The organism is Mesorhizobium sp. WSM3879 (genome assembly GCF_002294915.1).
GTDB lineage: Bacteria > Pseudomonadota > Alphaproteobacteria > Rhizobiales > Rhizobiaceae > Mesorhizobium.
This window is the reverse complement of the sequence record NZ_NSFZ01000001.1, coordinates 375513-400479: the sequence shown is the minus strand read 5'-3', so window position 1 is coordinate 400479 and position 24967 is coordinate 375513. Positions and strand designations below refer to the sequence as shown.

The 24967-nt window shown below is 64.0% G+C and carries 26 protein-coding genes; 11 read left to right on the top strand and 15 right to left on the bottom strand.

The window, feature by feature from the left end; translation table 11 throughout:
* Positions 1-40: 40 nt before the first annotated feature.
* On the top strand, positions 41-628 hold the full coding sequence (locus CK218_RS01950) for a transglutaminase-like cysteine peptidase (protein ID WP_245418651.1): 588 nt from the start codon (positions 41-43) through the stop codon (positions 626-628).
* A 118-nt stretch (positions 629-746) separates the two neighbouring features.
* Here the strand turns inward: CK218_RS01950 and CK218_RS01945 are convergent, their stop codons facing one another.
* Genes CK218_RS01945 through flhA form a run of 3 tightly spaced genes read right to left on the bottom strand, consistent with a single transcriptional unit; the run spans position 747 to position 3972 of the window.
* Positions 747-1130 carry a hypothetical protein gene (locus CK218_RS01945; RefSeq protein WP_095826702.1) on the bottom strand — a complete coding sequence of 128 codons (384 nt, stop codon included), beginning with the start codon at positions 1128-1130 and terminating at the stop codon, positions 747-749.
* Positions 1131-1135: 5 nt separating this feature from the next.
* Positions 1136-1888: a flagellar biosynthetic protein FliR gene (fliR, locus tag CK218_RS01940; RefSeq protein WP_067326000.1), complete on the bottom strand. Its 753-nt coding sequence runs from the start codon at positions 1886-1888 to the stop codon at positions 1136-1138.
* On the bottom strand, positions 1885-3972 hold the full coding sequence (gene flhA, locus CK218_RS01935) for a flagellar biosynthesis protein FlhA (RefSeq protein ID WP_095826701.1): 2088 nt from the start codon (positions 3970-3972) through the stop codon (positions 1885-1887). Before flhA ends, fliR begins: the two co-directional genes overlap by 4 nt.
* 121 nt (positions 3973-4093) lie before the next feature.
* Here flhA and CK218_RS01930 point away from each other — a divergent pair, with 121 nt between their 5' ends.
* Complete coding sequence (locus CK218_RS01930; protein ID WP_067002458.1) at positions 4094-4393, top strand: putative quinol monooxygenase; 300 nt, start codon at positions 4094-4096, stop codon at positions 4391-4393.
* Here CK218_RS01930 and CK218_RS01925 read toward each other — a convergent pair.
* Positions 4390-4860, bottom strand: coding sequence for a MarR family transcriptional regulator (locus CK218_RS01925; RefSeq protein WP_095823405.1), 471 nt, complete (start codon positions 4858-4860; stop codon positions 4390-4392). The genes CK218_RS01930 and CK218_RS01925 overlap by 4 nt on opposite strands.
* A 62-nt stretch (positions 4861-4922) precedes the next feature.
* Between CK218_RS01925 and CK218_RS01920 the strand changes: the two genes are divergently transcribed.
* Both CK218_RS01920 and CK218_RS01915 read left to right on the top strand, forming a co-directional pair.
* Positions 4923-5648, top strand: coding sequence for an NAD(P)-dependent oxidoreductase (locus CK218_RS01920; RefSeq protein ID WP_095826857.1), 726 nt, complete (start codon positions 4923-4925; stop codon positions 5646-5648).
* Positions 5649-5969: 321 nt separating this feature from the next.
* The gene (locus CK218_RS01915; protein WP_179294413.1) at positions 5970-7751 is read left to right on the top strand and encodes a chloride channel protein; all 1782 of its coding nucleotides are present in this window, start codon (positions 5970-5972) and stop codon (positions 7749-7751) included.
* Between the two features lie 8 nt (positions 7752-7759).
* Here CK218_RS01915 and CK218_RS01910 read toward each other — a convergent pair whose 3' ends face one another.
* Complete coding sequence (locus CK218_RS01910; protein WP_095826699.1) at positions 7760-9784, bottom strand: bifunctional diguanylate cyclase/phosphodiesterase; 2025 nt, start codon at positions 9782-9784, stop codon at positions 7760-7762.
* Positions 9785-9801: 17 nt separating this feature from the next.
* Positions 9802-10302, bottom strand: a complete 501-nt coding sequence (locus CK218_RS01905) for a molybdopterin-dependent oxidoreductase (protein WP_067326015.1) — start codon at positions 10300-10302, stop codon at positions 9802-9804.
* Between the two features lie 231 nt (positions 10303-10533).
* Between CK218_RS01905 and CK218_RS01900 the strand changes: the two genes are divergently transcribed.
* From CK218_RS01900 to CK218_RS01870, 7 genes are all read left to right on the top strand, one after another.
* A complete protein-coding gene (locus CK218_RS01900; RefSeq protein ID WP_095781141.1) occupies positions 10534-11199 on the top strand; it encodes an XRE family transcriptional regulator in 666 nt (221 codons plus the stop codon).
* Between the two features lie 37 nt (positions 11200-11236).
* Positions 11237-12313: an extracellular solute-binding protein gene (locus CK218_RS01895; RefSeq protein ID WP_095826698.1), complete on the top strand. Its 1077-nt coding sequence runs from the start codon at positions 11237-11239 to the stop codon at positions 12311-12313.
* A gap of 19 nt (positions 12314-12332) precedes the next feature.
* A complete protein-coding gene (locus CK218_RS01890) occupies positions 12333-13202 on the top strand; it encodes an ABC transporter permease (protein ID WP_095826697.1) in 870 nt (289 codons plus the stop codon).
* Positions 13202-13999, top strand: coding sequence for an ABC transporter permease (locus CK218_RS01885; RefSeq protein ID WP_095826696.1), 798 nt, complete (start codon positions 13202-13204; stop codon positions 13997-13999). Before CK218_RS01890 ends, CK218_RS01885 begins: the two co-directional genes overlap by 1 nt.
* Positions 13996-15105, top strand: a complete 1110-nt coding sequence (locus CK218_RS01880) for an ABC transporter ATP-binding protein (RefSeq protein ID WP_095781145.1) — start codon at positions 13996-13998, stop codon at positions 15103-15105. The genes CK218_RS01885 and CK218_RS01880 overlap by 4 nt, the downstream gene beginning before the upstream one ends.
* 31 nt (positions 15106-15136) lie before the next feature.
* Positions 15137-16522 carry an FAD-binding oxidoreductase gene (locus tag CK218_RS01875; RefSeq protein WP_095826695.1) on the top strand — a complete coding sequence of 462 codons (1386 nt, stop codon included), beginning with the start codon at positions 15137-15139 and terminating at the stop codon, positions 16520-16522.
* Between the two features lie 105 nt (positions 16523-16627).
* On the top strand, positions 16628-16984 hold the full coding sequence (locus tag CK218_RS01870; protein ID WP_067002437.1) for a cupin domain-containing protein: 357 nt from the start codon (positions 16628-16630) through the stop codon (positions 16982-16984).
* A gap of 34 nt (positions 16985-17018) precedes the next feature.
* Here CK218_RS01870 and CK218_RS01865 read toward each other — a convergent pair whose 3' ends face one another.
* The 9 genes from CK218_RS01865 to CK218_RS01825 form a co-directional block, all read right to left on the bottom strand.
* A complete protein-coding gene (locus CK218_RS01865; RefSeq protein WP_095826694.1) occupies positions 17019-18662 on the bottom strand; it encodes an MFS transporter in 1644 nt (547 codons plus the stop codon).
* A 197-nt stretch (positions 18663-18859) separates the two neighbouring features.
* Positions 18860-19126, bottom strand: a complete 267-nt coding sequence (fliQ, locus tag CK218_RS01860) for a flagellar biosynthesis protein FliQ (protein ID WP_027165133.1) — start codon at positions 19124-19126, stop codon at positions 18860-18862.
* A gap of 21 nt (positions 19127-19147) precedes the next feature.
* Positions 19148-19558, bottom strand: coding sequence for a flagellar hook assembly protein FlgD (flgD, locus tag CK218_RS01855; RefSeq protein WP_067326039.1), 411 nt, complete (start codon positions 19556-19558; stop codon positions 19148-19150).
* Between the two features lie 2 nt (positions 19559-19560).
* Positions 19561-19998, bottom strand: coding sequence for a flagellar biosynthesis repressor FlbT (gene flbT / locus CK218_RS01850; RefSeq protein ID WP_067002431.1), 438 nt, complete (start codon positions 19996-19998; stop codon positions 19561-19563).
* Complete coding sequence (flaF, locus tag CK218_RS01845) at positions 19995-20342, bottom strand: flagellar biosynthesis regulator FlaF (protein ID WP_067002429.1); 348 nt, start codon at positions 20340-20342, stop codon at positions 19995-19997. The genes flbT and flaF overlap by 4 nt, the downstream gene beginning before the upstream one ends.
* 31 nt (positions 20343-20373) lie before the next feature.
* Positions 20374-21423 carry a flagellar hook-associated family protein gene (locus tag CK218_RS01840; protein ID WP_095800446.1) on the bottom strand — a complete coding sequence of 350 codons (1050 nt, stop codon included), beginning with the start codon at positions 21421-21423 and terminating at the stop codon, positions 20374-20376.
* A gap of 3 nt (positions 21424-21426) precedes the next feature.
* Positions 21427-22881, bottom strand: a complete 1455-nt coding sequence (flgK, locus tag CK218_RS01835; protein ID WP_067002425.1) for a flagellar hook-associated protein FlgK — start codon at positions 22879-22881, stop codon at positions 21427-21429.
* Positions 22882-22913: 32 nt separating this feature from the next.
* The gene (locus tag CK218_RS01830; protein WP_067002423.1) at positions 22914-24170 is read right to left on the bottom strand and encodes a flagellar hook protein FlgE; all 1257 of its coding nucleotides are present in this window, start codon (positions 24168-24170) and stop codon (positions 22914-22916) included.
* Between the two features lie 91 nt (positions 24171-24261).
* Positions 24262-24930 (bottom strand): response regulator transcription factor, encoded by a 669-nt coding sequence (locus CK218_RS01825; RefSeq protein WP_067002421.1) that lies wholly within the window; start codon positions 24928-24930, stop codon positions 24262-24264.
* Positions 24931-24967 lie beyond the last annotated feature (37 nt).

Here is a 24967-nt window from a genome sequence, read left to right as displayed (position 1 = left end):
GCCCCCTCATCCTCGAGACCACGCCTTGGAGACGTTGATCGTGAAAAGCGATGTCGTGCTGATCGCATTTCTGCTGTCGGTTGCCAGCCCATTTGCCGCCCAGGCCGGAACGGCAATGCAAACCAAAGGCAAGGCGTTCGCACCGCCGGCCTTCTATTCGTTCTGCAGCCGCCAACCCAGCCTCTGCAGCACGGCCGGCGGAACAAAGGTCGTCGCCCTGCGGCCTCAGCTCAGCGCGCAATTGAACGAGATCAACCTTTCGGTCAATTCACGCATTACCGAGGTCAGTGATCGAGCCGTTGTCGGCAAGAACGACGACTGGCGCGTGCCGACCGTGTCCGGCGATTGCGAGGATATCGCGATACTGAAGAAGCTCGAACTGATGAAGCGCGGCTGGCCGGCCTCGGCGCTGCTGTTGACCGTGGCAAGCTATCACGGCGAGGGACACACGGTGCTGACGGTGCGCACCAACGAGGGCGACCTGGTGCTCGACAACCTCACCAGCGCGGTCCGTGATTGGTCCAGCACGCCCTACAACTATTTCGCCCGGCAGGCGCAGGGCAATGGCAGGCGCTGGGAGCGGATCGGGGCGGCCAAGTCGGTCGGCACGACGGCGACCGGCACCTGACAGCCTCGCTCGCCGCCCGCCGGATCCACCGCTCTATCTCCTTGGTTTGACGCAAGTCCGGACGGGAGGCCACGGCGAAGTCGCCGAGCCCAACCGTTTCATGCTTTTCCTGATTGCCCTAGTCATGTCCCCGCTTCTGGGCAATGAGGTCCAGCCGCTCGCGGTCTGAGCGTTCGCGGTCGTCGCGGCGGCGAGCGTCCCTATAGGCGCGCTCGACCATGTTGGTCCGCGCGGTCGCGGCGGCGATCAACGTCGCCTCCTCCCGGGCGCTTTCAAGATTCTGTTTTTGTTGGCCGAGCGCGTTCGCAATCCGGCGATGGTAAAGTTCCGGGAACAGGCCGGCCAGCGAGCTATCAGCGTCGAAATGCCCGATGAGTTCCTTTGCTTCCGATTCGGCCGCCGCGGCCGCGGAGAGGAAGCCGGCATGACGGGTTTCGTGCAGCGCCTTCAACTGCTCCTGCACCTTGACCAACTTCTTCAGTCTGTCCTTGCGCGAGGCCATCGCGGCTACCTCGCTAGCGTCAGGTCGACAAAGCCGTCGACGAACAACGACAGCAAGGTGCCGATGGCAAAGTAGAAGATGATCAGCCCGCCGGCGATGACGAAGGGCAGCGAGATGAAATACACCGGGATCTGCGGCGTCAGCTTGTTGACGAAGCCGATCGTCAAATTGACCAGAATGGCGTAGGCGACGAAGGGACTGCCGAGCCGGATGACCAGGAAGAAGGCGTCCGACACCGTGTCGGTGACGTCGACCAGCGCCGCCTGCGGGTTGAAGAATACATTGACCGGAGCAACCGTGTAGGAGGCGACCAGCGCGCGCACGATCTCGTGGTCGAAGTCGAAGACGAAAAGCAGGAGCAGCGCCGAGAACGAGATGATGGCGGCGAGGGCAGCCTGCGGCTCCGGCTCCTCGATCGCCGGGCCGCCTGAGCCGCCATAGCCGATCATCATGGCGATGGCCGAGCCCATGAAGCGCAGCGCTTCCATATAGAGCCTGGTCATGGCGCCGATCAGCCCGCCGACCAGAAGCTCGGAAACGATCATCGGCACCAGCACCTGTGGGCGCGGATCCACATAGGGATAGATGCGGTCCCAGAGGAAGGCGAGCAGGCCGCCGGTGGCGGCGATCGACACGAACAGCCGGACCTGGAGAGGCACGCGGGCGCTCGACAGGCCGGGCATCAGCATGAAACAGGCGCCGATGCGGCAGAAGGCAAGGAAGGCGGCGATGACGACGCCTTGCGAGAGCGCGTTCACGAGATCGTTCCGAGCACCTTGATCTCGACGCCCTTGGCGATCTCGACGTGGCTGAGCACGGGCAGCGTGGTGAACAGCCGCTCGATGATCATGCGCACATAAGGCCGCGCGTCCGGCGCGGTGACCAGCACGAAGCGCTCGCCGGCTTCGAGATGCTTGCGGATCGCCTTGGTGGCGTCCTGGCCGAATTCCTCGAGCTGGCGCGGATCGATGTCGAACTCGCGCACCTCGCCCTTGGCATCGCGCTTGAGGCTCTGGTGAAAGGCGAGGTCCCATCGGTTGCCGAGGCGCAGCACCTTGAGCATGCCGCCCTCGGAGAGATCGCCGCAGATCTGCTGCGCCATGCGGATGCGGACATGCTCGACGATCTGCTCGGTGCGGCGCACATGCGGCGCGATCTCGGCGATGGCCTCGATGATCAGGTGCAGGTTGCGGATCGAGACGCGCTCGGCAAGCAGAAGCTTCAGCACCGCCTGCAGGCCGGGATAGGAGATGTGCGAGGTGCAGATCTCGTCGGCGAGCTTTCGGTATTCGGGGTCCAGCCGTTCGAGCAGCGCCTTCATGTCCTTGTAGGACAGGAGCTGCGGCAGGTTGTTGCGGATCACCTCGGAAAGGTGGGTGAGCAGGACCGACATGTTGTCGGCAAAGGTGTAGTTCTCGCGCTTCAGATCTTCGGCGAAGGTTTCCAGCACCGAATAGGCGCGCATGCCGAAAGCCGGCTCGCGGATTTCCTCACCGGGGATGTCCGGCACGCCGCGGGTGCCAAGCAGCACCATGATTTCGCCCACGCGCATCTGGTATTCGGCAACGACGGTGCCGTGGACCTTGATCTGATAGCTCTTCGGCGGGATGGCGAAGTCGTCGGCAACGCGCACCTCCGGCACCACGAACCCATATTGCTGGGCGAATTTCTTGCGCATCTTCGACATGCGGAACACCAGCTCCTGATGTGCGACCAGCAGCCTGGTCGAGAGCTGCTTGCCGATCAGCAGCTCGATCTCGGCAGTCGCAAGCGAGGCCTTGACCGAATTCTTCTCCTCCTCGACCTTGTCGGCCCTCTCCTTGTTCTTCTGCGCTTCGGCTGCCGCCAGCGCGCGGTTGTGGCGCAGCGGGATGACGTAGCCGAGGCCGGCCATGGCGCCGGCAAGGGCAAAGAACGGGAATAGCGGCAGACCGGGCATAAGGCCGAGGATGACGAGCAGCGAGGCCGCGACATAGAGCGCGCGCGGATGCGCGCCGAGCTGGCCGAACACCGCCTGATTGGCGGAGCCCCGCGTGCCGCCCTTGGAGACGAGCATGCCGGCGGCGAGCGAGACGATGAGGGCCGGGATCTGGGTGACGAGGCCGTCGCCGACCGACAGCTTGATGAAGACGTCGGCCGCCTGGCCGAGGCCCATGCCGTGGCGCAGATAGCCGATGGCGATGCCGCCGACGATGTTGATGGCGGTGATGATGAGGCCGGCGATGGCGTCGCCGCGCACGAATTTCGACGCGCCGTCCATCGAGCCGAAGAAGGAGGATTCTTCTTCCAATTCGCGGCGGCGAAGCTGCGCCGTCTTCTCGTCGATCATTCCGGCGGAAAGGTCGGCGTCGATCGACATCTGCTTGCCGGGGATGGCGTCGAGGGTGAAGCGCGCACCGACTTCGGCGATGCGGGTGGCGCCCTTGGTGATGACGATGAAGTTCACCACGATCAGGATCATGAAGACGATGAGGCCGATGACGAAGTCGCTCGACATCACCAGCTTCGAGAAACCCGAGATGACGTAACCGGCGGCATGCGTACCCTCATTGCCATGCGACAGGATCATGCGCGTGGTGGCGATGTTGAGCGAGAGCCTGAGCATCGTGGCGATGAGCAGCACGGTCGGGAAGGAGGAGAAATCCAGCGGCCGCTGGATCCAGAGCGCCACCATCAGGATCAGCACCGAGAGCGCGATCGAGAAGGCAAGGCCGATGTCGATAAGAAAGGCCGGGATCGGCAGGAACAGCACCGCCAGGATGACGACGATGCCGAGCGCGAAGAAAACGTCGCGGCCGTTCTTGGCCGCCAGGCCGGACGGGATTGTTTCGCTGATCGCCATATCGTCCTCGAATCCAGACTTGCCCAGCGCAAAGGCAGGCTCCCGACCTTAACCGGTCAAGCTTGCGCGAAGGTGGGAGAGGGGCTACGGGATTTGAGCCGGCTGGCGAAAGGAAAGGCGCATGCTCCTCATCATCGGCACGATTCGGCTGCCACCCGACAGGCTCGAGCAGGCAAGGCCGGCGATGGGACGAATGATTTCAGCGAGTCGCGCCGAAGCCGGCTGCCTCGCATATTCCTATGCGCAGGATGTTCTCGATCCCGGCCTGATCCATGTCTCGGAAGCCTGGCGGGATCGTGCGGCGCTCGAGGCGCATTTCAAGTCAGCGCATATAGCCGAATGGCGCGCGAGCTGGGCGGAACTCGGCATTGGGGATCGGAAGCTGGCGCTCTATGAAGCGGGCGAGGGTACTGCGATCTAACCGGCCGTGTCCGCGATCGAGACGGCGACCAGCCAGCGCCGGACGGCGCGCTCTTCGTTGGCCGAAAGTGCGGCGGTCAGCTCGCGTTCAAGCCGCTGCACCCGCTCGCGACATTTCTTCAGCAAGGCACGGCCGCTGTCGCTAAGATCAAGGTGCTGGATGCGCCCGTGCACCGCATGCGGCTTGCGGACCACGGAACCGGCCTTTTCCAGATTGCCGACGATCACGCTCACCGTCTGCGGCGTCAGCACCGCGAGCCGGGCGAGGTCGGCATTGGAGATGCCTGGATAGGCCGACAGCATGGTCAGCGTCGCGAATTGCGGCTGCGTGACGCCGAACTCATCCAGCGCCCGCTCGACCCGCAGCCTGTAGGCGCCGGCGGCCTGGCGCAGCAGGTAGCCGAGATAACCTTCCTCGCCGCGCTTGCCTTTGCCAGGGGCCGGAATTTCCGGTTTCTGCTTGCGCACGATGTAAGAGCTCTTATATGTTGTTCGAACTCTGATATTATCGCAAGATGGAATGGAAGACGATGGGCTATCGCATCTTTCTTGCTGGTGGTTCCGGCGCGATCGGCCGCCGCCTGATCCCGCAACTGGTCGCTGCCGGCCATCAGGTAGCTGCGACAACGCGCCGGGCCGAGAAGGCCGAGGCGCTCCGCGCGATCGGGGCCAGCCCGGTGGTGATCGATGTGTTCGATGCCGGCGACCTGCTTGCGGCGGTCGCCGAGGTGAAGCCGGAGGTCGTGATCCATCAGCTTACCGATCTGCCGGCCGGACTCGATCCCAACAAGATGGGCGAGGCCATCATCGGAAACGCGCGCGTCCGCGACGAGGGGACCCGCAATCTGGTCGAGGCCGCGGCGTCGGCCGGCGCCCGTCGCCTGATCGCGCAGAGCATCGCCTGGGCCTATGCGCCCGGACCCGAGCCGCATGCCGAAACCGATCCGCTCGACAGCGGCGCGGAAGGCGGCCGCGGCATCAGCGTCGGCGGCGTGATCGCGCTCGAACGCCAGGTTCTCGAGGAGCCCATGACGGGCATCGTGCTGCGCTATGGGCATCTCTACGGGCCTGGTACCGGAGCCGACGCTGCCGCCGACCCGGCGCTGCATGTCGATGCCGCCGCTTATGCGGTGCTGCTTGCCGTCGAGCGCGGTGCGCCGGGCGCCTTCAACATCGCCGAGCCGAACGGCCATGTCGCGACCGACAAGGCGGTCAGCGAACTCGGCTGGCGGCCCGACTTCCGTCTGGCTGTGTGAGGCAGACGGAGGAATTGCCGCCAAAGGACAGACCTGGTTCGAGCCGCCGGGCACGGTGCATCGTTCGCGGAGAAGGCGAGCGCAATGGAGCCGGCGGAGCTGCTGGCGACCTTCGTCGCGAGGGACGATTGCGGGCCGCTGACCATCTTCGATCAGTGACATTTTCCCGTTCTCGCAGCGAGGGTAGCCGGCCCAACCGTCGCTAATCGACGCAACGCCAAAATGGCGCCACAAGGGGTCGGCATTGCGGTTGCCACTCCATGCCGTCGGGCGTATCAGGCGCGGCAGCATCCATCCTCCGCATACCGGCGAGCCGCTCCGTTGCCTGCCATAAACGAACCGCAAGTCTACGCCCGCCGGCTTCGGGCGGTGCTGATCAATTCCATTCCCGTGCTCGAGGCGCGCGGCATCGTCATTGTGCTGATGGCGGGGATGGTCGGCATGATCGCGGGCGCCCTGGTCACCGGCATGAGCGCGCTGGTGCAAGCCATGCACTTCCTGCTCTTTGACGTGCAGCCGGGCGGGCGTCTTTCAGCGATGTTTTCGCTGGCCAGTCCGGTGCAGGCGATGTTTCCGGCGATCGGGGGACTGCTGCTCGGCCTTTCGGTGATCTGGCTGAGAAGGCGGAAGTTCAGAACGCCTGTCGACCCGATCGAAGCCAACGCGCTCTACGGTGGGCGCATGTCGCTCACCGATACGTTCATCATTGTCGGCCAGACCATGATCTCCAGCGGCTTCGGCGCCTCGGTCGGTCTGGAAGCCGGTTATACGCAGGTTGGTTCCGGCATCGCCTCGCGGCTGGCGCGCGCCTTCCGGCTGCGCCGCAACGACGTGCGCATCCTGGTCGGCTGCGGCGCCGCCGGCGCGATCGCTGCCGCCTTCGACGCGCCGTTGACGGGTGCCTTCTACGGCTTCGAACTGGTCATCGGCATCTACTCGGTGGCCAATGTGGCGCCGGTCATGACGGCGGCGATCGCCGCCTCGCTGACGGCTGAGATGTTCGGCGGCGTGCCGTTTCCGCTCGAACTTTCCGGCCTGCCGACGCTGACCGCCAGCCAGTATGTGCCGTTCCTGCTGCTGGGACTGCTCGGCGGGGCGGCGTCCATCGCGATCATGCATCTGGTGAGCCTTATCGAGCGCGTCTTTGTGCGGCTGGCGATCGACGCTTCCGTCAGACCTTTCATCGGCGGCATCGTTGTCGGGCTGCTCGGGCTGGTCACGCCGCAGGTGCTGTCCAGCGGACACGGCGCACTCCACCGCGAGTTCGCCATGAACTACGCGCTTCCCGTGGTGGCCAGCGTCTTCGTGCTGAAGCTTGCTGCCTCGGCGATCTCGCTCGGCTCCGGTTTCCGCGGCGGTCTGTTCTTCGCCTCGCTGTTCCTGGGGGCGCTGCTCGGCAAGGTCTTTGCCGGCGTCATGGCGATGGCTGCGCCCTCAACCGCGCTCGATCCGGCGGTCGCCGCTGTCGTCGGCATGACGTCGCTTGCCGTCGGTGTCGTCGGCGGCCCGCTGACCATGACTTTTCTCGCGCTGGAATCGACGCGCGACCTGACGCTCACCGGCGTGGTGCTGGCAGCGTCGATCATGTCGGCCATCCTGGTCCGCGAGACCTTCGGCTACTCCTTCTCGACCTGGCGCTTCCATCTGCGCGGCGAGACGATCCGCAGCGCCCACGACGTCGGCTGGATGCGCAGCCTCAATGTCGGGTCGATGATGCGCAAGGACGTCCGTACTATCGATGCTTCGATTACCTTGGCCGAGTTCCGCAAGGAGATCCCGCTCGGCTCGGCGCAGCGCGTCATCGCCGTCGAAGGGGGCCGGCACTATGTCGGCGTGCTGCTCGTGGCCGAACTGCACAGCGACCTCTCAGACGGCGAGACTCCGGTGCAGGCGCTCGCGCAGTTCAAGGATGCGGTGCTGGTGCCGTCGATGAACGTCCAGTCCGCCGCCGAGACCTTTCAGCGCGCCGGCGCTGAAGAGCTAGCGGTCGTTGAGGATTTCGACGACCGCATCGTGCTTGGCCTGCTCACTGAAAGCCATCTGATGCGGCGCTACGCCGAGGAGCTGGACAAGGCGCGGAGCGATCTTTCCGGCGAGGGCTGAGCCCTGATTTAATCGGCGGTCTTGCGGCCCTGCTTGGCGACTTTCCGCAGCATGGATGGGCCCAAGCGAAGAGACTCGGCTCGAGCTTTTCCATCTGTTTTGGCGCCACCCTGCCTTGCGACGAGATAGTTGGTCATCAACCTTGCCTCAATAGGCTCCGACATAAAGAACCCTTGTGCGCCGTGACAGTGTTCGTGGATCAGGAAGTCGAGTTGGGCTTCGTTCTCCACCCCTTCCGCAACAACGGTCAGGCCTAGCGAATTGGCCAGCGCGATGATGCCTCGGACCACGTTCTGTTTCTTCGTGGAGGAAGCCAGATCGCTGAGGAACGAGCGATCGATCTTTAATTGGTTCAAGTCGAAATCGGCAAGGTATCCGAAGCTCGCATAACCTGACCCAAAATCGTCGAGTGCCAGGCTCACTCCGAGGTTTCTAATCTTGCCGATACTCTCCAGGGCATTGCGGCTGTTCTGGATGAATATCCCTTCAGTGATCTCCAACTGCAGACGCGATGGAAGCAACCCCGTTTGCCGCAGCGTCTCGGTGAGATGCGTCAGATAGGCATCGGTCTGGAGGCTTCTTCCGGAGACGTTGACCGAGCAGATGAACTCTTCGGTGGAAATAGGGATCCATCGGGCGGCTTGCTCGCAAGCCTTGCCCAGAACCATCCTGTCGAGTTCCAGTATCAGCTCACTTCGTTCCGCGATCGGAATGAACGATGCCGGCGCACGAACCGCTCCCGAGACCGGGTCGTGCCAGCGGACCAGCGCCTCGGCCCCGATCATGCGGCCGGTCGCCAGCTCGAACTGGGATTGCCAGACCAGGAAGAACTCGTCGCAATTGAGGGCCCGCTTGATGGCCGCTTCTTCACCGAGCTGCATGTCGATCTGACTGAGGATCGCGGGCGAAAACGTCACGAAACCGGACCGCCCTTCGGCCTTTGCCGTGTAGAGAGCGCTATCGGCACTGTGCAGCAACGTGGAAATGTCGGAACCGTGCTGAGGGAAACATGCCATGCCGATGCTGGCGCCAATGCGCACCTGATGGCCCTCCAACTCTGCGAACCTGTTCAGCCGTTCGCGCAGACGTTGCCCCAAATCGTCATGATCATTCCGATCGGCAATAGCCATGATGGCGAATTCGTCTCCGCCCAATCGCACGGCGGCTACGTCGCCGGGCCGCTCGACCGACTGAAGGACCTCGGCAACCGCCTTCAGCAGCAGATCGCCGACGTGATGGCCGAAGGTGTCGTTCACGCTCTTGAAATGGTCGAGATCGATCAGGAGCAGCTGAAGCTGCCTACCGGTCTCCCTCGCCCGGTCCAGCATGGCGTCCCTGTTGGCTGCCATCCAGGCACGATTCTTCAGTCCGGTGGTCGCGTCGCGCCAGGCGAGAAATTCCAGCTTCTTTATCGTTTCCCGGCGCCCGATGAACAGAACCGCCGTTCCGATTGCCAGCAGCGACAGGATCGTCAGAGCAAAGGCTATCTGATAGTTGAACCGATTCAGGCTGACTTCCGACGCATAGAGATCGGCGTTAACGCCCTCGCCGTATTTGTAGTACTCGTCGTTCATCCGGCCGACGATCTGCTCCAGTTCCAGACCCAGTTCCTTCAAGCGCTGCTGATCGAACGGGAGCCCCGCCGCGATCACGGCGTCGAGCCGCGTTACCGCGTCGTTCACGCGCGGCACGATGCCTGCATATGCGGGAATTGCGCTGATCGTTTCGCCGCCGTCGACCCGCTTGAAGCGGATGTAAACCAGGTCGTTTGCAGCGGCCAGATGATCTAGGCTCGCCTGAGAGTTGGGCGCGACCTCAGCAAGCGAGATCATATCCCTCAGGTGGGTCACGTCGCGTATGGCAATATGGAATTCGCGTATGGCGAAGAACCCGAACCGGGGCAGCGAAGACTCGATCTTGCTGATACTGACAAACAGCATGACGATGAGGATCGCGGAACCGACCGCCGCCAGCCCTATGGCACTGCCATAGGTAAGCGGAATGCGCCAGCCTCTCAGTCGAGATCCCACCATGGAGGCCTACCAGCCGGTCAGTTGTCGGACTCGATCGTCTTGATCAGCCAAATCCATCGCGGTTTGCGGATCGGCGTGTCGAAGGCGGGGAAATCCTTGAGAGGATAGACCAAGCGGGTCGGACCTTGTGTTCGTCGGGTGAGCAACTCCCCGTCCTGGCGCGTCGCAAGAAGCAGAGGACCTTCCGTCCAATCCTCGTGCGGAATCACCTGCACGTAATCGTCCGCGGCCCTTAGAGTGACGGAATCCCTATCTGCCAATCCCAGGGACTTAAGCACGTCTCGGAACAGGACGCCTTCAAACGTCAATTGCCCTTGCTCGAAAGGACTTGTGGTGATGACTTTGTAGAGGCCGAGCTTTTCCAACTGCCTCAGTGTGACCGGGATCTGCTTGCCGTCCTTCTGAACGGTGAAAGCTACGGAGTCCGGCGGCTCCGGATAGCTGGCCGGTTCCAACGCCCGTGCAGTCAGAGTGCCGATCGCCAAGACAGCCAGCATCAGCAGGCTGCGCACGAGCATCAACGGTCCTTTTCTTAGCCAGGATGACATATCGCAATCCCTTCCCGCTCAGCAGATCGACAATGGTCCTTGCTGTACGACATCTTGCCGGCCGACATTCGATACTGCCGTTGAATGCTTAATTTTTTGATCGGCTTCCGTTCCCCGCCATGGGACCGTGGAAATGGCATCCGCCCCCTATTGCCAGCTGTACAGTGGTACTGTACAAGGTGTTAAGTGGAGGAAAACGGGATGCGCGAGGCTTCGGAGGACGGCCAGGCTCCGGCGGCGATCGGTGCCGGCACGGCTGCAGCTCATGCGCAGCAGGTGCTGGGCGTGCGGCTCAAGGCCCTGCGCCTCGCTCGCCGTCTATCATTGCGTGACCTCGCGGAAGCGACCGGAACGAGCGCCAGCTTCATCAGCCAGCTTGAACGCGGGCTGACCGGCGCCAGTACTGCCTCGCTCAACCAGATGGCTTCGGCGTTGGGCGTGAGCGTCGCGATGCTGTTCGAGGAAAGCGCGACACAGAACCATGGCGTGCTCCGGCGCAGCGAGCGGCCAAGTCTTCCGCCCAGCAACGGCTGCCGTAAGATGCTGCTTTCCCGCCCGCCGCTGAGCGACATGGAGGTCTATGTCGGCGAGTTCGATATCGGCGGCTCGACCGGCTCCGCGCTTTACACGCATGGCGACGCGCAGGAGATGCTGATCGTCCTTCGCGGTGTCGTCGAGGTCTCTCTTGGCGACGCCCGCCACGTCCTCGAAGAAGGCGACAGCATCGAATACGCGACATCGACACCACATCGCAGCGAGAACATCGGCAGTGGTCGGGCCGAGGTGATGTGGATCATCGCACCGCCGACCTCGGCACGCGCCGAGCTCGATCAATACAAGCCCTGGAAACCGCTCGCGGCCAGGTAGTCCGATTAAACGCGGGCATAATGGGAGAGTCAGAGTTATGTTGAAGTCGAAACTTGCAGGTCTTGGCGCCGTGCTGGCGCTCGGAATGCTGACAACCACCGCCTTCGCACAGGAAAAGCCTGTCGCGGGCGAGGTGAAGGAAGGCTCGCTCAAGGGCAAGACCCTGACCTTCGTCTCCTATGGCGGCATCTATCAGGATGGCCAGGTGGCGGCGCTGAAGGAGTTCGTCGAGAAGTCCGGCGTCAAGCTGCTCAATGACGGGCCGACCGAGATCGCCAAGCTGCAGGCCCAGGTCGAATCCGGCAACGTCACCTGGGACGTGGTCGATACCGGCGATCTGCCGCCTTACGTCCATTGCGGAAAGCTGTTCCAGAAGCTCGATCTCTCGAAGCTCGACGTCTCGAAGATACCCGAAGGACAGGTCGGCGAGTGCTCGGTTCCGGCGATGAACTACGGCGTCGTGCTGATGTACAATAAGGAGAAGTACAAAGATAACCCGCCCAAGAACTGGGCCGACTTCTTCGACACCGAAAAGTTCCCCGGCGTGCGCGCCCTGGACGGATCCGGCGATCCGACCGGTGGCCTGCTCGAACAGGCCTTCAAGGTGGCGGGCGGCGATCCGAAGGCGATGACCGCTGCCGATATCGACAAGGCCCTCGACGTGATTCGCCAGCTCGGCCCGGACACGATCTACTGGAAGACGGGCGCTGAATCGCAGCAGCTCGCGGAGTCCGGTGAAGCCGACATGCTGATGATGTGGACCGGCCGCGCCATGACGGCGGTCAAGAATGGTGCCAAATACGCGCCCGCCTGGCAGGACTGGCTGGTGGTGATGGACCAGATGACGATCCCCGTCGGTGTCAAGGATACGGATGCCGCCTATGCGCTGCTGAATGCCTATCTCGGCAAGCAGGCGCAGGAGATTCTCACGCAGCAGACCTCCTACACGCCGATCAACAACGATGCGAAGCCGAAGGTTGACGAGTCGGTCGCAGCTTTCCTGACCAACACGCCCGAGCGCCAGAAGCAAGGCTACAAGCAGAACATCAAGTTCTGGGTCGAGAACTTCCCAGTGGCGCAGGAGAAGTGGTCCGCGCTGATGGCCGGCAACTGAGCTGACGGAGGCAAGGCCCGTGAGCGCGCTCGAACCGACGATCCAGACTGCCGAAAAGCGGGCAGGATGGGCCTGGCGGCCGTTCGCGCTCACGCTGCCGGCACTGGTTCTGCTCGCCGCAGTGATCGGCTATCCGCTGCTCACCATCCTCCTGCGCAGCCTGTCGGAGCCGGAATGGGGCGTCCAGAACTATGCTTGGTTCTTTGGTGCGCCCGTCAATCTCGCGGTGCTCCAGCGCACCTTCACCATCTCGGCGTGGGTGACGCTGGTCTGCGTGGTTTGCGCTTATCCTTATGCTTACCTCATGACCGCGGTCGGGCCGCGCGTGCGGCTCGTCCTGGTTCTCTGCGTGCTGATCCCATTCTGGGTGAGTGGCGTGGTGCGCACACTCTCCTGGGTGATCCTGCTGCAGGATTCCGGCGTCATCAACTCGCTGCTCAGATCAGCCGGCTTCGCGGGCGTCCGGCTGATCCGCACCCAGACGGGCGTGGTGATCGGCATGGCGCAGGTGCTTTTGCCCTTCATGATCCTGCCGCTTTATTCGGTGATGAAAGGCATCGACCTCAGGCTGGTGCAGGCGGCGCGAAGCCTTGGCGCCCGGCCGTCCCGCGCTTTCTTCACAGTCTACCTGCCGCTGTCGCTGCCGGGCGTCTATGCCGGCGCAATCATCGTCTTCATCCTGGCGCTGGGCTTCTACATCACGCCGGCACTGCTCGGCGGGCCGCGCTCGACGATGCTGTCGACACTGGTGCAGACCCAGGTGCTCAGCCTGCTGCAATGGGGACGCGGCGGCGCGATGGGCGTGGTGCTGCTGGTCACGACCTTCCTGTTGCTGGCGCTTGCAGCGCCGGTGATGCGGTCGCGGCACCGGGAAGCGGGGCGGCGCTGATGGAAATGAAGCCGCTCACCCGTGTCGTTCTCGGCCTTGTCTGCCTGTTGGTGGCGATCTGGCTGGTGGCACCGACGCTGGTCGTCGTGCCGATGTCGTTCAACGGCAACAAGTCGCTCTCCTTCCCACCGCAAGGCTTCTCCTGGCAGTGGTACGAGAATTTCGTCACGAATCCAGAATGGTCGACCAGCTTCCTCAATTCCCTGAAGGTCGCCTCGATCGTGGCGGTGCTGGCAACGGTGCTCGGCACGCTGGCCGCCTTCGGGCTCGACCGTATGAAGGCACGGCCTGCCAATTTGCTGCGGATGCTGATGCTAACGCCGATGGTTGTGCCGGGCGTGGTTCTGGCCATCGGCATCTATGCCGTCTATCTCGATGCGCAACTCGTCGGCACGCTGCCCGGCTTCGTGCTCGCCCACACCATCCTGGCGCTGCCCTTCGTGCTGATCGCCGTGTCGGCCAATCTCGAAGTGTTCGACAGGCGCCTGGAGACGGCTGCTGCGAGCCTCGGCGCCGGCGCGCTCACCACGTTCCGGACGGTGACGCTGCCGCTGATCCTGCCCGGCATCCTGTCGGGCCTGCTATTCGCCTTCGCGACGTCCTTCGACGAGATCATCGTCTCGCTGTTCATCACCAACCCCTATCTCAAGACCCTGCCGGTGCAGATCTTCTCTTCGATCACGCGCGACGCCGACCCGACCGTCGCGGCCGTCGGCACGATCCTTTTGTGCGCCACGACGATCCTGATCGGCGGCGGCATGCTTCTTCTTGGCCGCGAGCGGAAGGGACGCCTATGAACCCAAGACCAGACAATCGCGGCGCGGCGATCGACCTCGAATCCGTCACCAAGGCCTATGGCGCGTTCAAGGCGCTGGACGGCGTGTCGCTCAGGATCGAGCCCGGCGAGTTCATGACGCTGCTTGGGCCGAGCGGCTCCGGCAAGACGACGACGCTCAATGTGATCGCCGGCTTCACGGATGTGTCGAGCGGCAAGCTGCTGGTCGGAGGACAAAGCGTCGTCGGCGTGCCGGCGCACAAGCGCAACATCGGCGTCGTCTTCCAGCACTACGCACTGTTCCCGCATATGACGGTTGGCCGCAACGTCGCCTATCCGCTGACGCTGCGCGGCGTTGGGCAGGACGATCGGAAGCGGCGCGTGGCCAAGGCGCTCGACATGGTCAAGATGGGCGACTTCGCGCATCGCTATCCGAGCGAATTGTCAGGCGGTCAGCAGCAGCGCGTGGCGCTGGCGCGGGCCATCGTCTTCGACCCGCCGCTGCTCCTCATGGACGAGCCGCTCGGCGCGCTCGACAAGAAGCTGCGCGAATGGCTGCAACTCGAGATCAAGCGCATCCATCGCGAGCTCGGCACCACCTTCGTCTACGTCACGCACGACCAGGAGGAGGCATTGGTGCTGTCGGACCGCATCGCCGTGTTTAACCGCGGCCGCATCGAGCAGGTCGGCACCGGACGGCAGCTCTATGACGAGCCGGCAACGCTGTTCGTCGGCCGCTTCATCGGCGACTCCACGGTGCTGCGCGGCGAAGCCAGAAGTGACGGCACCGGCACTGCGCTGACCATCGCCGGCGAGACGGTCGCCGCGCCGCGCCGGCTTGCCGGAGAAACCAGCCCGGTGATGCTGCTGCGGCCCGAGAAACTTGCCATTCGCCGGCCGGGGCAAGCCGACGGCAAGAATCGCCTGGCGGGAACGATCGCCGAGGCGATCTATCTTGGCTCGGGATCGAAATACGAAGTGAAGCTCGGCGACGGTTCGACCGCGATCGTGCGGTCGCCGCTGACGGGCGAGAATTTCGCCCTCGGCGAGAAGGTGGAACTCTGCTTCGACGGCGCCGACGCCAAGCTTCTGCCCGACGACAGCACGGCAGACACGACGCTCACCTGATCCCTCTCTCCGGTCTCTTGGAAGCCATCCCATGCAAGTCAAGCGCAACGGCGACATCTCGTTCTGGTATGCGGATCTGGGCGCGGTCCCAAGCCCGCGTCCGCCCTTGCCCGGCGACATCGAAGCCGATGTTGCGATCGTCGGCGCCGGCTACACCGGGCTCTGGACCGCCTATTATCTGAAGAAGGCGAAGCCCTCGCTTCGCATAGTCCTGCTCGAACGCGAATTCGCCGGCTTCGGTGCCTCGGGGCGCAATGGCGGCTGGCTTTCGGGCGGCTTTGGCTGGTCGCGCGAAAAATATCTGAAGACCTCGACTCGGCAAGGCGTGACCGCCATGCAAAAGGCGATGGCCGGCTGCGTCGACGAGGTGATCCGGGTGGCGGCGGCCGAAGACATCGACGCCGACATCCGCCGCGTCGACAATCTGACGGTCGCCACCAATGCCGCACAGCTCGAACGTGTGCGCGAGTCGTGCGAGACGATCCGCTCCTGGGACGCCGACCCCGAGCGCATCGAATTGCTCGACGCTGCAGCCACACGCGCGCGCATCAATATCGCGAATGTCATGGGCAGCTTCGTCATCCACGGCCAGGCGCGGGTGCAGCCGGCCAAGCTGGTGCGCGGGCTGGCGGAAGCGGTCGAGCGGCTCGGCGTGCCGATCTACGAAAAGACGACCGTGACCTCGATCGCCAAGGGCAGGGTGGCCACCGACCGTGGCACGGTACGGGCCGAAACGATCATCCGCGCGACGGAGGGGTTCACCGCCGGCATTCCCAAGGAAGAGCGGACATGGCTGGCGCTCAACAGCGCGCAGATCGTCACCGAGCCGCTGCCACAAGAACTCTGGCGCGAGATCGGCTGGGAGGGGCATGAGCTCCTCGGCAATGCGGCGCACGCCTATTGCTACGCCCAGCGCACGCGCGAGGGTCGTATCACCATGGGCGGACGCGGCGTGCCCTACCGCTATGGCTCGCGCACCGACGTCAACGGCCGGACGCAGCAGGCGACGATCGACCAGCTGCACACGATCCTGACGACGCTGTTGCCGCAGACGGCCGGGTGCCGCATCGACCACGCCTGGTGCGGCGTGCTCGGCGTGCCGCGCGACTGGTGCACGACGGTCGGCCTCGACCCCAGGACCCGCATCGGCTGGGCCGGCGGTTATGTCGGGCTGGGCGTGTCGAGCTCAAACCTCTCGGGGCGCACGCTTGCCGATCTGATCCTCGGCAATGACACGGATCTTACGCGACTGCCCTGGGTCAACCGCAAGGTCAGACCCTGGGAGCCGGAACCGTTCCGCTGGCTCGGCGTCCACTCGATGTACCAGCTCTACCGCATCGCCGACCAACGCGAGGCCGCCGGGCTCAATTACACTTCGAAATTGGCCGCCCTGGCCGACAGCATCACAGGCCACTGAGACGGTTCGGCGTTCGCCGAACCGCTCTAACTCTTTGTTTTCGCGCAATTCCGGACGGAAAACCATTGCACTTTCCTGGAATTGCTTTTGACACTGGAGCCTATCTTGATCGACCTTTCGACCTTCCGCGACCTCGCCACGGCCGATATCGGCGTCTTTTCACCGAAGCCGACCTCGATCGAAGGCGATCAGGTCGAAGCGGTGCGCTCGTTCTTCCAATCGCCGGACGGGACCGTCGATATCGGCATCTGGGAATGCACGCCCGGCCGCTTCACCGCCGACCGCTCGGGTTCATCCGAGATCTGCCACATCATTTCCGGTCGCGTGGAAGTGAGCCGCGCCGACGGCGAGATGCGTGAGCTGGGGCCTGGCGATCTGCTCGTCCTGCCGAAGGGCTGGAAGGGCGAGTGGCTGATTCATGAGACGACGCGCAAGCTCTATATGATCCACAGCGCTGGCTGATCGGAACTAGATATTCCGGGCCAAAAGACTCGGGTTAGTGATCGATCGGCCCCTTGGGCGAGACAAGGGCCGTGCCGGCGGTGGTCGGGCGTTCGATCATGCGGCGCACACGCGGCGGGTTCTCGCCGCTGTGCAGCGCGCGGATGCGCTCGCCGACAACGGCGTCGGCATGGGTGGCACGCCGGTTGTGGCGGATATACTCGACCCAGGTCGGCGTGTGGTAGTGCTCGATCCAGATGCCCGGATTTTCGAGATCGCGGGCGAGCGTCCAGTTGCGGGCGCCGTCGCGGCGGCGGATGCGGCCACGCTCGGCCATGGTTGCGAGGAATTCCGGCACGTCCTCCTCGCGAATGATGTATTCGATCATGATGGCGATCGGGCCGCTGCGCGGCTTCAAATCGAGCGCCAGCATCGGCTCCTTGAACCGGTTGAGCGGATCGAGGTTGAGAGCGGTGTGCTGCGGCAGCGGCAGGATCAGGCCGATGGCGCCGCCGACGAGCATGGTGACCGCGGCAACCATCAATGCAGTTTCCGCGCCATGGGCGTCAGCGACGACGCCCCAGATCCAGCTGCCCAGCGCAATGCCGCCGAAGGTTGCTGTCTGGTAGATCGACAACACGCGCCCGACCACCCAGCGCGGCGTCGACATCTGCACCGTGACGTTGAAATGCGAGAGCGCGATCACCCAGCAGGCACCGCCGATGAGCAGGCCCGCCGACGTCTGCCAGGCATTGTCGCTGGCGGCGGCGTTGAAGGCGCAAAGCGCGAAACCGGCGAAGGCGGCGCGTACCATCGTTTCGCTGGAGAGCAATTGTCTGAGCCTGACGCTGATCAGCGCACCGCCGACCGCGCCTATGCCGAATGCGCCGAGCATGATGCCGTAGGTCAGCGCGTCGCCCTTGACGACATCGCGCGCCACCAGCGGCAGCAGCGCCAGCACCGCGCCGGCGCTGAAGCCGAAGGCGAAGCCTCTCGCCAGCACCTTGCCGATGTTCGGCGACATGGCGACGTAGCGCAGGCCGGCTCCCATCGCGGCGCCGAGCGATTCCCGCGGCAGGGTCGGCGCGGGTACTTCCGGCTTCCAGCGGAAAAGCACGACGATCAGGCCGATATAGCTGATGGCGTTGGCGGCGAAGGCCGCCGCCGCCCCCGCGGCGGCGACGATGATGCCGCCGATCGCCGGGCCGACGCTGCGCGTGATGTTGAAGCCCATTGAGTTGAGCGCGATCGCCGCCGGCACCTTGGCGCGCGGCACCATGTCGCCAACCGACGCCTGCCATGACGGGCTGTTCAGCGCCGTGCCGCTGTCGATCAGGAAGGTGAAGGCAAGCAGCGTCCACGGCGTCATCCAGCCGAACCAGGTGAATACGGTGAGCAGTGCCGAGACCACCAGCATGAAACTCTGCGCCACCAGCATGACCTTGCGGCGGTTGAAGCTGTCGGCAATGGCGCCGGCAACAAGCGCGAACAGCATGATCGGCAAGGTGGTCGAGGCCTGGACCAGCGCCACCTGGTAGGATGAGGTGGCGATCGTCGTCATCATCCAGGCGGCGCCCACGCCCTGGATCAAGCCGCCGAAATTCGACACAAGGCTCGCCGACCAGACGGCACGGAAGATGCCGTGCCGGAACGGCGCCAGCGCCGAGACGCGTTCGCTTTCCGGCTCGTCGTCGATCATGGTCGCTGTCCCGCCTTCATCTTGCTGTCTTGCGCTCGCCCGGCGCCATCATCGCGCGGGCGACTCGCCAAAGCATCCAGGTCCAACAACAAGAAGGCAAAGGCGAAAATGCGTCGGCGAAGCTTTAAGCCAAGCATCTTGCCGGTGTGGACCAAACTTTTGCCGGTCCGCTCGGGCGGGATGCCCGCGGCCGCAGGTCAGAAGCCGTGCTCGATGCGTTCGAAGATGACGTTGGTGAAGGCCGAGATCTGGCTGCCGATGAACGGGCCGGTCAGCGCCACGACCAGCATGATGGCGACGATCTTGGGCACGAAAGTGAGGGTGATTTCCTGAATCTGCGTCAGCGCCTGGATAAGCGCGATGCCGATACCGACGGCCATAGCCACGAGCACCACCGGCGCGGAGGCGGTAAGCACCGTCCACACCGCATATTGCACGATATCGAGGGCGTCGGCCTCGTTCATGGGCAGACCCTATGCGAAACTCTAGGCGGCCGGCTTGATCGATACGCCCGCGCCGACAGGGACCTCGGTGCCGTCCTGCAGCACTGCGATCAGGCCGCTGCTGGCGAGCTTCACCGAAGCCACGGTCCCTGTTGTCTTGCCGTCGGCGGCGGTGATCGAACGGCCGATCAGCGCGTCCGCCTGCGACAGCGCCGAGGATTGCATGATCTGGTCGAGCTTGCTGTTGGTCTGCACCGATTGCTCGACCTGCGAGAAGGTCGCGAGCTGGGCGACATATTCCGTCGAATCCATCGGCTTGGTCGGATCCTGGTTCTTCATCTCGGCGATCAGAAGCTTCAGGAACGACTGGTAGTCGACCGCCGTCTTCGAGGTCTGCTGGCTGCTGGCCTGGGTGGCGCCAACCGGGATCGTCGTTGTCATGTCCACGGCCATCTTTATGCTCCCACAGCCAGCGCGCGCGGCGCTTCCGGAATGTCGTCATTGCCGCCAAGCGCCTGGCGCTCGAGCGGATAGAGCGCGCGGATCGCCTTCAGCGCCTCGTAGATATGATCCTCGCCGACCATGCGGTCGATCTGCTTCAGCGCGCTGCAGATTTCCTGGTTGTCAAAGCTTGCGATCAGCATCGGCAGCGAGCGGCGGAACATGTCGCGGGCCTCGGAGGCGCCCGGCGGGTTGATCAGCATGATCTGCACGATGAAATAGAGCTGCCTGAGCGGCGTCGAGGCCTGCTCGGCCTGCATGACGTGGCTTTCGAGCAGGAACTGAACGTCGTTCATCAGCTCGATCGTGACCTTGCGGTCAACCCGGACGACGGCGCCGTTGATGTAGATCTTCTCGTTCGGCTTCAGCGAGATCTTCAGCGTGTTGCTCATTGGATGCCGTCTCGGATGATCTGGGAGACCTCGATCAATCCTTCGAAATTGTTGGTGCGGCCCTGCCGGATGTCTTCCGTTTCGCGCAGCAGCCACAGGCCGATCGAGATCAGATTGGCGCGCAGTTCCTTGGGCAGCGCATTGTCGCTGGAGCCGAGATCCTCGACGAAGGTGGTCCAGATGCGGTTGGTGAAGTGCAGCGCCTCGACCGCCTCAATCGACTCCGGCCCAACGGAAGCAGCCGTGGACAACATGTCGATCGATCGGGTGAGCAACTGCCGCTCCCGGTCCTTGGCGTCGGCGACGGAGTCGGTCTGGATGTCGGCGTAGGAGAATTGATACATCGTCGGAGCTCTGGCGTTCCGGTGAGAGTGTTCAGGTGAGATAGTTCAACAGGCTCAGTTGCTGCAGTCGCGCGGTCAATGCGAAGGACGTTTCTATATGCTGCGTCAGGTCGGCCACGCGGGTGGCGGCCTCCGAGGGATCGACGCCTTCGAGGTCGATGATGTGCTTCTCGAACAGATCGACCTGGGTCTTCATGCGATCGCTGGCGTCGGACACGCGCTTCTGGGTGAGGCCGGCTTCGGACTGCACCTGGACGATGCCGCCGATGGCTTCGCCGACCAGCTTTTGCGCGCGGCTGACGATCGTGTTCTGCCCAGCCTCGCTGATGTTGCCGGCAAAGAGCGTGCCGACCATGGCGGCCGCCATGGCGAGCTTGCGGATGCCTTGCTCGTTGGCGCTGACCGACGTCTGCGTGGTCTCGTTCAATGAAATGCGGCTGGTGATCTGGTCGTCGGTGGCATTCGACCAGTTGGCCTGCCAGCCGGAGCCCAGGAACTGCGGCTCGACCGCGGTGGTGATGAAGTCGTCCATCTGGGCGGCGGTGATGTTGGCGGCCGCGGGGTCGTTCTGGGTGAAGCCGAAATAGCTGGTGAAGGCGGCGTCGAACGCCGCCTTGGCGGGCGAGCCGGCGGCGCTGAAATCGTCGATCGGCTTGACGTCGGTGTTGGTCCCGGCAAACAGGTATTCGCCGTTGACGCTGGTGTTCAGGATGCCCGTCATCTGCTGCAGCGCCGTGGCGCCGGCGGTCTGGGTGATGCTGGTCGAAGAGTCGCCCGACACGGCGCTGGTCAGCGCCGTCAGCAGATCCTGCGCGACATCGGAGAGCTGACCCAGCGAATCCTGTGTCGAAGTCAGGCGTGCGGCGACCAGCGAGTTCGAATCGACGATGCCGTTCAACCGGTCGAGATCGCGCTGGAAGGTGACGGCCTGTGTCGTGCGCCCGCCGAGCGCCAGGCCGACATCCGCTACCTTGCCGGTCTGGGATTCCGTGGTCGCCTTGACGAGATCGGCCTGCATGCGCATCTGCTGATAGCGCAGGGCGTTGGAGATGGCGGCTGAGGAGACGGCTGTCGCTTTCATCGATTATCCCACCGCGCCCAACAAGGCATCCAGCATGTCGTCGACGGTCTTCATCATGCGCGCCGACGCCTGATAGGTATGCTCGAGGTCGAGAAGCAGAGACATTTCCTGGTCGACATTGACGCCGGTATCGTTCGATAGCGCTTCGGCGGTGCGCGTGGACAGCGCTTCCTTCGCGTCGGCGTTGGTCGATGCCTGCTGGCGCACGCCTTCGAACCAGCCGATGGTGTTGGCCGCGTAATCCGAGACGCCGGAGCTGACCGTGATGCCGGCGGAGGTGTCGAATGCCATCGGCTGGTCGAGCCTGTTGCCGTAGGCGATCAGCAGGTCAGAATAGGAGGCGCCGCCGCCGGTGTTGGAAACATAGGCCGCGCCGTTGGCGCCGCCGTCACGCAGCAGCGCCGCGCTGCCGCCGGCGCTCGGGTCAAACGCGGCGTTGACGCTGATCGAGCCGGCGAGGCCGTCGACCAGGGTGCCGGCAGCGGGAACAGCCGGCGCGCCGGACCAGGTGAACAGGCCTGCGGCGTTGGGCTGAGACGGCGCGGTCTCGGCAAATGCCGTGATCAGGCCGCGCGCGATCTCGTCGAGCTGGCTCTGCATGGTCGCGGCAACGCCGTCGCGCAGCTTCAGCATGCCGGCAAGCTTGCCGTCGGCGCTGGTATTGTCGCCGGTGTCTGCAGAAAGCGGCACATTGTCGATATAGATCGTGTTGCCGGGCGTACCGGCGGTGTAGCCGGCCGAGGGCGTGAAGGTCACCGACCGCGGCACCGTCTCGAACAGCGTGGTGCCGTCCTTGGTGGTGATGACCATGTCGTTGTCGCCGCGCGTGAAGGTCGAGACCGGGACATATTCGGCGATCTTCTTGAGAAGCGCGTCGCGCTGGTCGAGCGCGTCCGACACATCCGTGCCGGAGCGTGTGCCGGCGATGACGGCCTTGTTGGCGTCCTGGAACTGGCTGAGCAGCGAGTTGAGGTCGTCGACCGCGGTGGCGATCTGGCCGTCGGTTTGGGTGCGGAAATCCTGGATCGCCGTTGTGCCGTCGTTCAGTGAGCTCACCACCTGCTTGGCTGCGTCGATGACGCTGGCGCCGAGATTCTGGTTCGACGGCGTGGTGGCGTAGAGCTGCAGCGCCTGCTGCAGATTGCCGATCGCAGTCGACGCAGACGACGCATTGTCGACTCCATTAACCGATAAGTCGAGCTGATCCATGCCGCTATAAAGCGCGCTCTGGCCGCTCCATGCCGACAGCGCGGAAAGGTTCTGCCGGAACAGAAGATCATTGGCGGCGCGCTGTATCTCCACCGATCGCGCGCCGGGCGCCGTGCTGGTGACGACGGCGACGCGACGGGCATAATCCGGGTTGGACGCGTCGGCCACATTGCGCGACACGACGCTGGTTTGCTTGGATGTGGCCAGGAGCGCCGACTGGGCGATGCTTAATGCGGTGGAAAGCGACATGCGGGTCTTTCACGGGCTGGCGCCCGATGGGGTTATCTCTTCAGGTTGACCAGGACGTCCATCAGGTCGGAACCGGTCTGGAAGACCTTCGAGTTGGCGGTGTAGCTGCGCTGCGCCGCAATCATGTTGGTCAGTTCCTCGGCGATATCGACATTGGAATTTTCGAGCGCGCCCGAGACGACCGAGCCAAGCTTTCCTTCATTGGCAAAGCCGATGCGAACAGCGCCTGAGTCCGCGCTTTGCACATAGACGTTGCCCGGCATCGCGGTGAGGTTGTCGGGGCTCTGAACGTCGGCCAGCGGGATCTTGTAGAGCGGCTTGGTGGAGCCATCCTCGAATTGGGCGTAGATGACGCCGTCCTGGCTGATCTGGATCTTTTCGATCGTGCTCGGCGCATTGCCGTTGACGTTGGCATCGGAGACCGTGAAGCCGGTTCCGAGCTGCGTCAGCTTGGAGAGGTCGAGGTTGAGAGTCGAACCGTTCGGCACCGTGAAGGACACGCCGGTGGTCGCGCCGGTGAGCTTGCCGGTGGTGGTGTCGAAGGTGAGATTGGCCGAACCCAGCGCGCCGCCCGCATAGGGGAACGACGTGCCGGCCGTGGCCTTCGACTGATCGAATACCGAAACCTGCCAGGTGCCGGTGCCGGTGTTGGTGAAATAGACGTCGAGCAACACCTTGTTGCCGAGATTGTCGTAGGCGACCAGCGACGATTTCGACGTGTATTGTGACGAGGTGCTGTTGTCGGTGGGTAGGTTGCCGGCGGTGACAGCGGTGGCGCCAGCCGGCAGGTTGCCGGTGAATGTCCCTTCCGTGCTCGGCGTCGCCGTCATCTCCTGATCGGAAATCTGCACCGGCACGAGGCCTTCGAAGCCGTTGGCGGTGGCGGCCGGATCGCCATTGGCGTAGCTGTAGGCCATCAGCTGGTAGCCGGCGGCGTTGACGAGGCGTCCTTGAGCGTCCGGAACGAAGGCGCCGGCGCGGGTGAGATAGGGCGTTCCGCTCGGGTCCTGCACGACGAAGAAGCCGTCGCCGTTGACGGCGAGGTCGGAGACCGAAGTGGTGTACTGCAGAACACCCTGCGAGCTGACGGCCGAACGGATCGTCGTTGTCACGCCCCCTGAATTATAGGCGCCGCCGGTGCTCGGCATGATCAGCGTCGAGAATTCGGCGGAGGAGCGCTTGTAGCCGGTTGTGTCGGAATTCGCGATATTGTCGGCCACCGTGGACAAGCGGTTGGCCTGGGCGTTCATACCGGAGACGCCGGTGCGCATCATTCCGTAGAGGCTCATCGATACATCTCCTCGGTGCCTTTCTGAGAGGCTACAAAACTAAGCCTCGTGTCTTGCGCGAGGCTGGCGCGGGATGTGCCGGCGACGACCATCAAAACACCAGCCGGTAGCCGAGGAACCTCTTGGAATCGATCGGGTCATGGCCGAGCTTCTCGCGCAATTTCTTGCGCAGCTTCGAGATGTGGCTCTCCACCACGTTCTCCTCGACCTCCTCGTCGAAGATGCCGTAGATGGCGTTGAACACCTGCGTCTTGGTCACGCGCCGGCCGCGATTGCTGGCCAAATATTCCAGGATGCGCCGCTCGCGACGCGGCAGCGGCAGCGGCTCGCCGTCGATCTCCGGGTCGCGCCCGTCCATGAAGATGCGCATCGAGCCGACCTCGGTGTAGGCGGCCTCTTCGCGGGCGCGGCGGCGGATGGCGGTGATGCGGGCGAGGATTTCGCGGATGTGCACCGGCTTGCGGACGACGTCGTCGACGCCGCTCTCGAAAAGCCTAAGCGTGTGTTCCAGCGAGTGCTGTTCGCTGAGCGCGATCACCGGCGCGCCGGTGCGGTCGCGGATCTGGCGCGGCGAGATGGCGCCCTCGCGGCAGTCGCCGATAAGGAAAGCCCTGACCGATCTCAAGTCCGTGTCGGCGGCAGAGTTCACCCACTCGCCGAACTCGCCTGGCGCGAAGCCCGCGGTGGCAACGCCCTCGCGATCGAAAAGTGAGCTGTAGCCCTCAGTTACGAGCTCGCGCTCATCAACGATCACGATCATCGGCCCGCCCTCCGAATCATCTCATTTGCCCCGTGCG

Coding starts and splice junctions, on each gene's coding strand:
- CK218_RS01945 (WP_095826702.1), bottom strand. CDS start 1,130: ATGGCCTCGCGCAAGGACAGACTGAAGAAGTTGGTCAAGGTGCAGGAG.
- flhA (WP_095826701.1), bottom strand. CDS start 3,972: ATGGCGATCAGCGAAACAATCCCGTCCGGCCTGGCGGCCAAGAACGGC.
- CK218_RS01930 (WP_067002458.1), top strand. CDS start 4,094: ATGCTCCTCATCATCGGCACGATTCGGCTGCCACCCGACAGGCTCGAG.
- CK218_RS01920 (WP_095826857.1), top strand. CDS start 4,923: ATGGGCTATCGCATCTTTCTTGCTGGTGGTTCCGGCGCGATCGGCCGC.
- CK218_RS01910 (WP_095826699.1), bottom strand. CDS start 9,784: ATGGTGGGATCTCGACTGAGAGGCTGGCGCATTCCGCTTACCTATGGC.
- CK218_RS01905 (WP_067326015.1), bottom strand. CDS start 10,302: ATGCTCGTGCGCAGCCTGCTGATGCTGGCTGTCTTGGCGATCGGCACT.
- CK218_RS01900 (WP_095781141.1), top strand. CDS start 10,534: ATGCGCGAGGCTTCGGAGGACGGCCAGGCTCCGGCGGCGATCGGTGCC.
- CK218_RS01895 (WP_095826698.1), top strand. CDS start 11,237: ATGTTGAAGTCGAAACTTGCAGGTCTTGGCGCCGTGCTGGCGCTCGGA.
- CK218_RS01885 (WP_095826696.1), top strand. CDS start 13,202: ATGGAAATGAAGCCGCTCACCCGTGTCGTTCTCGGCCTTGTCTGCCTG.
- CK218_RS01880 (WP_095781145.1), top strand. CDS start 13,996: ATGAACCCAAGACCAGACAATCGCGGCGCGGCGATCGACCTCGAATCC.
- CK218_RS01875 (WP_095826695.1), top strand. CDS start 15,137: ATGCAAGTCAAGCGCAACGGCGACATCTCGTTCTGGTATGCGGATCTG.
- CK218_RS01865 (WP_095826694.1), bottom strand. CDS start 18,662: ATGATCGACGACGAGCCGGAAAGCGAACGCGTCTCGGCGCTGGCGCCG.
- fliQ (WP_027165133.1), bottom strand. CDS start 19,126: ATGAACGAGGCCGACGCCCTCGATATCGTGCAATATGCGGTGTGGACG.
- flgD (WP_067326039.1), bottom strand. CDS start 19,558: ATGGCCGTGGACATGACAACGACGATCCCGGTTGGCGCCACCCAGGCC.
- flbT (WP_067002431.1), bottom strand. CDS start 19,998: ATGAGCAACACGCTGAAGATCTCGCTGAAGCCGAACGAGAAGATCTAC.
- flaF (WP_067002429.1), bottom strand. CDS start 20,342: ATGTATCAATTCTCCTACGCCGACATCCAGACCGACTCCGTCGCCGAC.
- CK218_RS01840 (WP_095800446.1), bottom strand. CDS start 21,423: ATGAAAGCGACAGCCGTCTCCTCAGCCGCCATCTCCAACGCCCTGCGC.
- flgK (WP_067002425.1), bottom strand. CDS start 22,881: ATGTCGCTTTCCACCGCATTAAGCATCGCCCAGTCGGCGCTCCTGGCC.
- CK218_RS01830 (WP_067002423.1), bottom strand. CDS start 24,170: ATGAGCCTCTACGGAATGATGCGCACCGGCGTCTCCGGTATGAACGCC.
- CK218_RS01825 (WP_067002421.1), bottom strand. CDS start 24,930: ATGATCGTGATCGTTGATGAGCGCGAGCTCGTAACTGAGGGCTACAGC.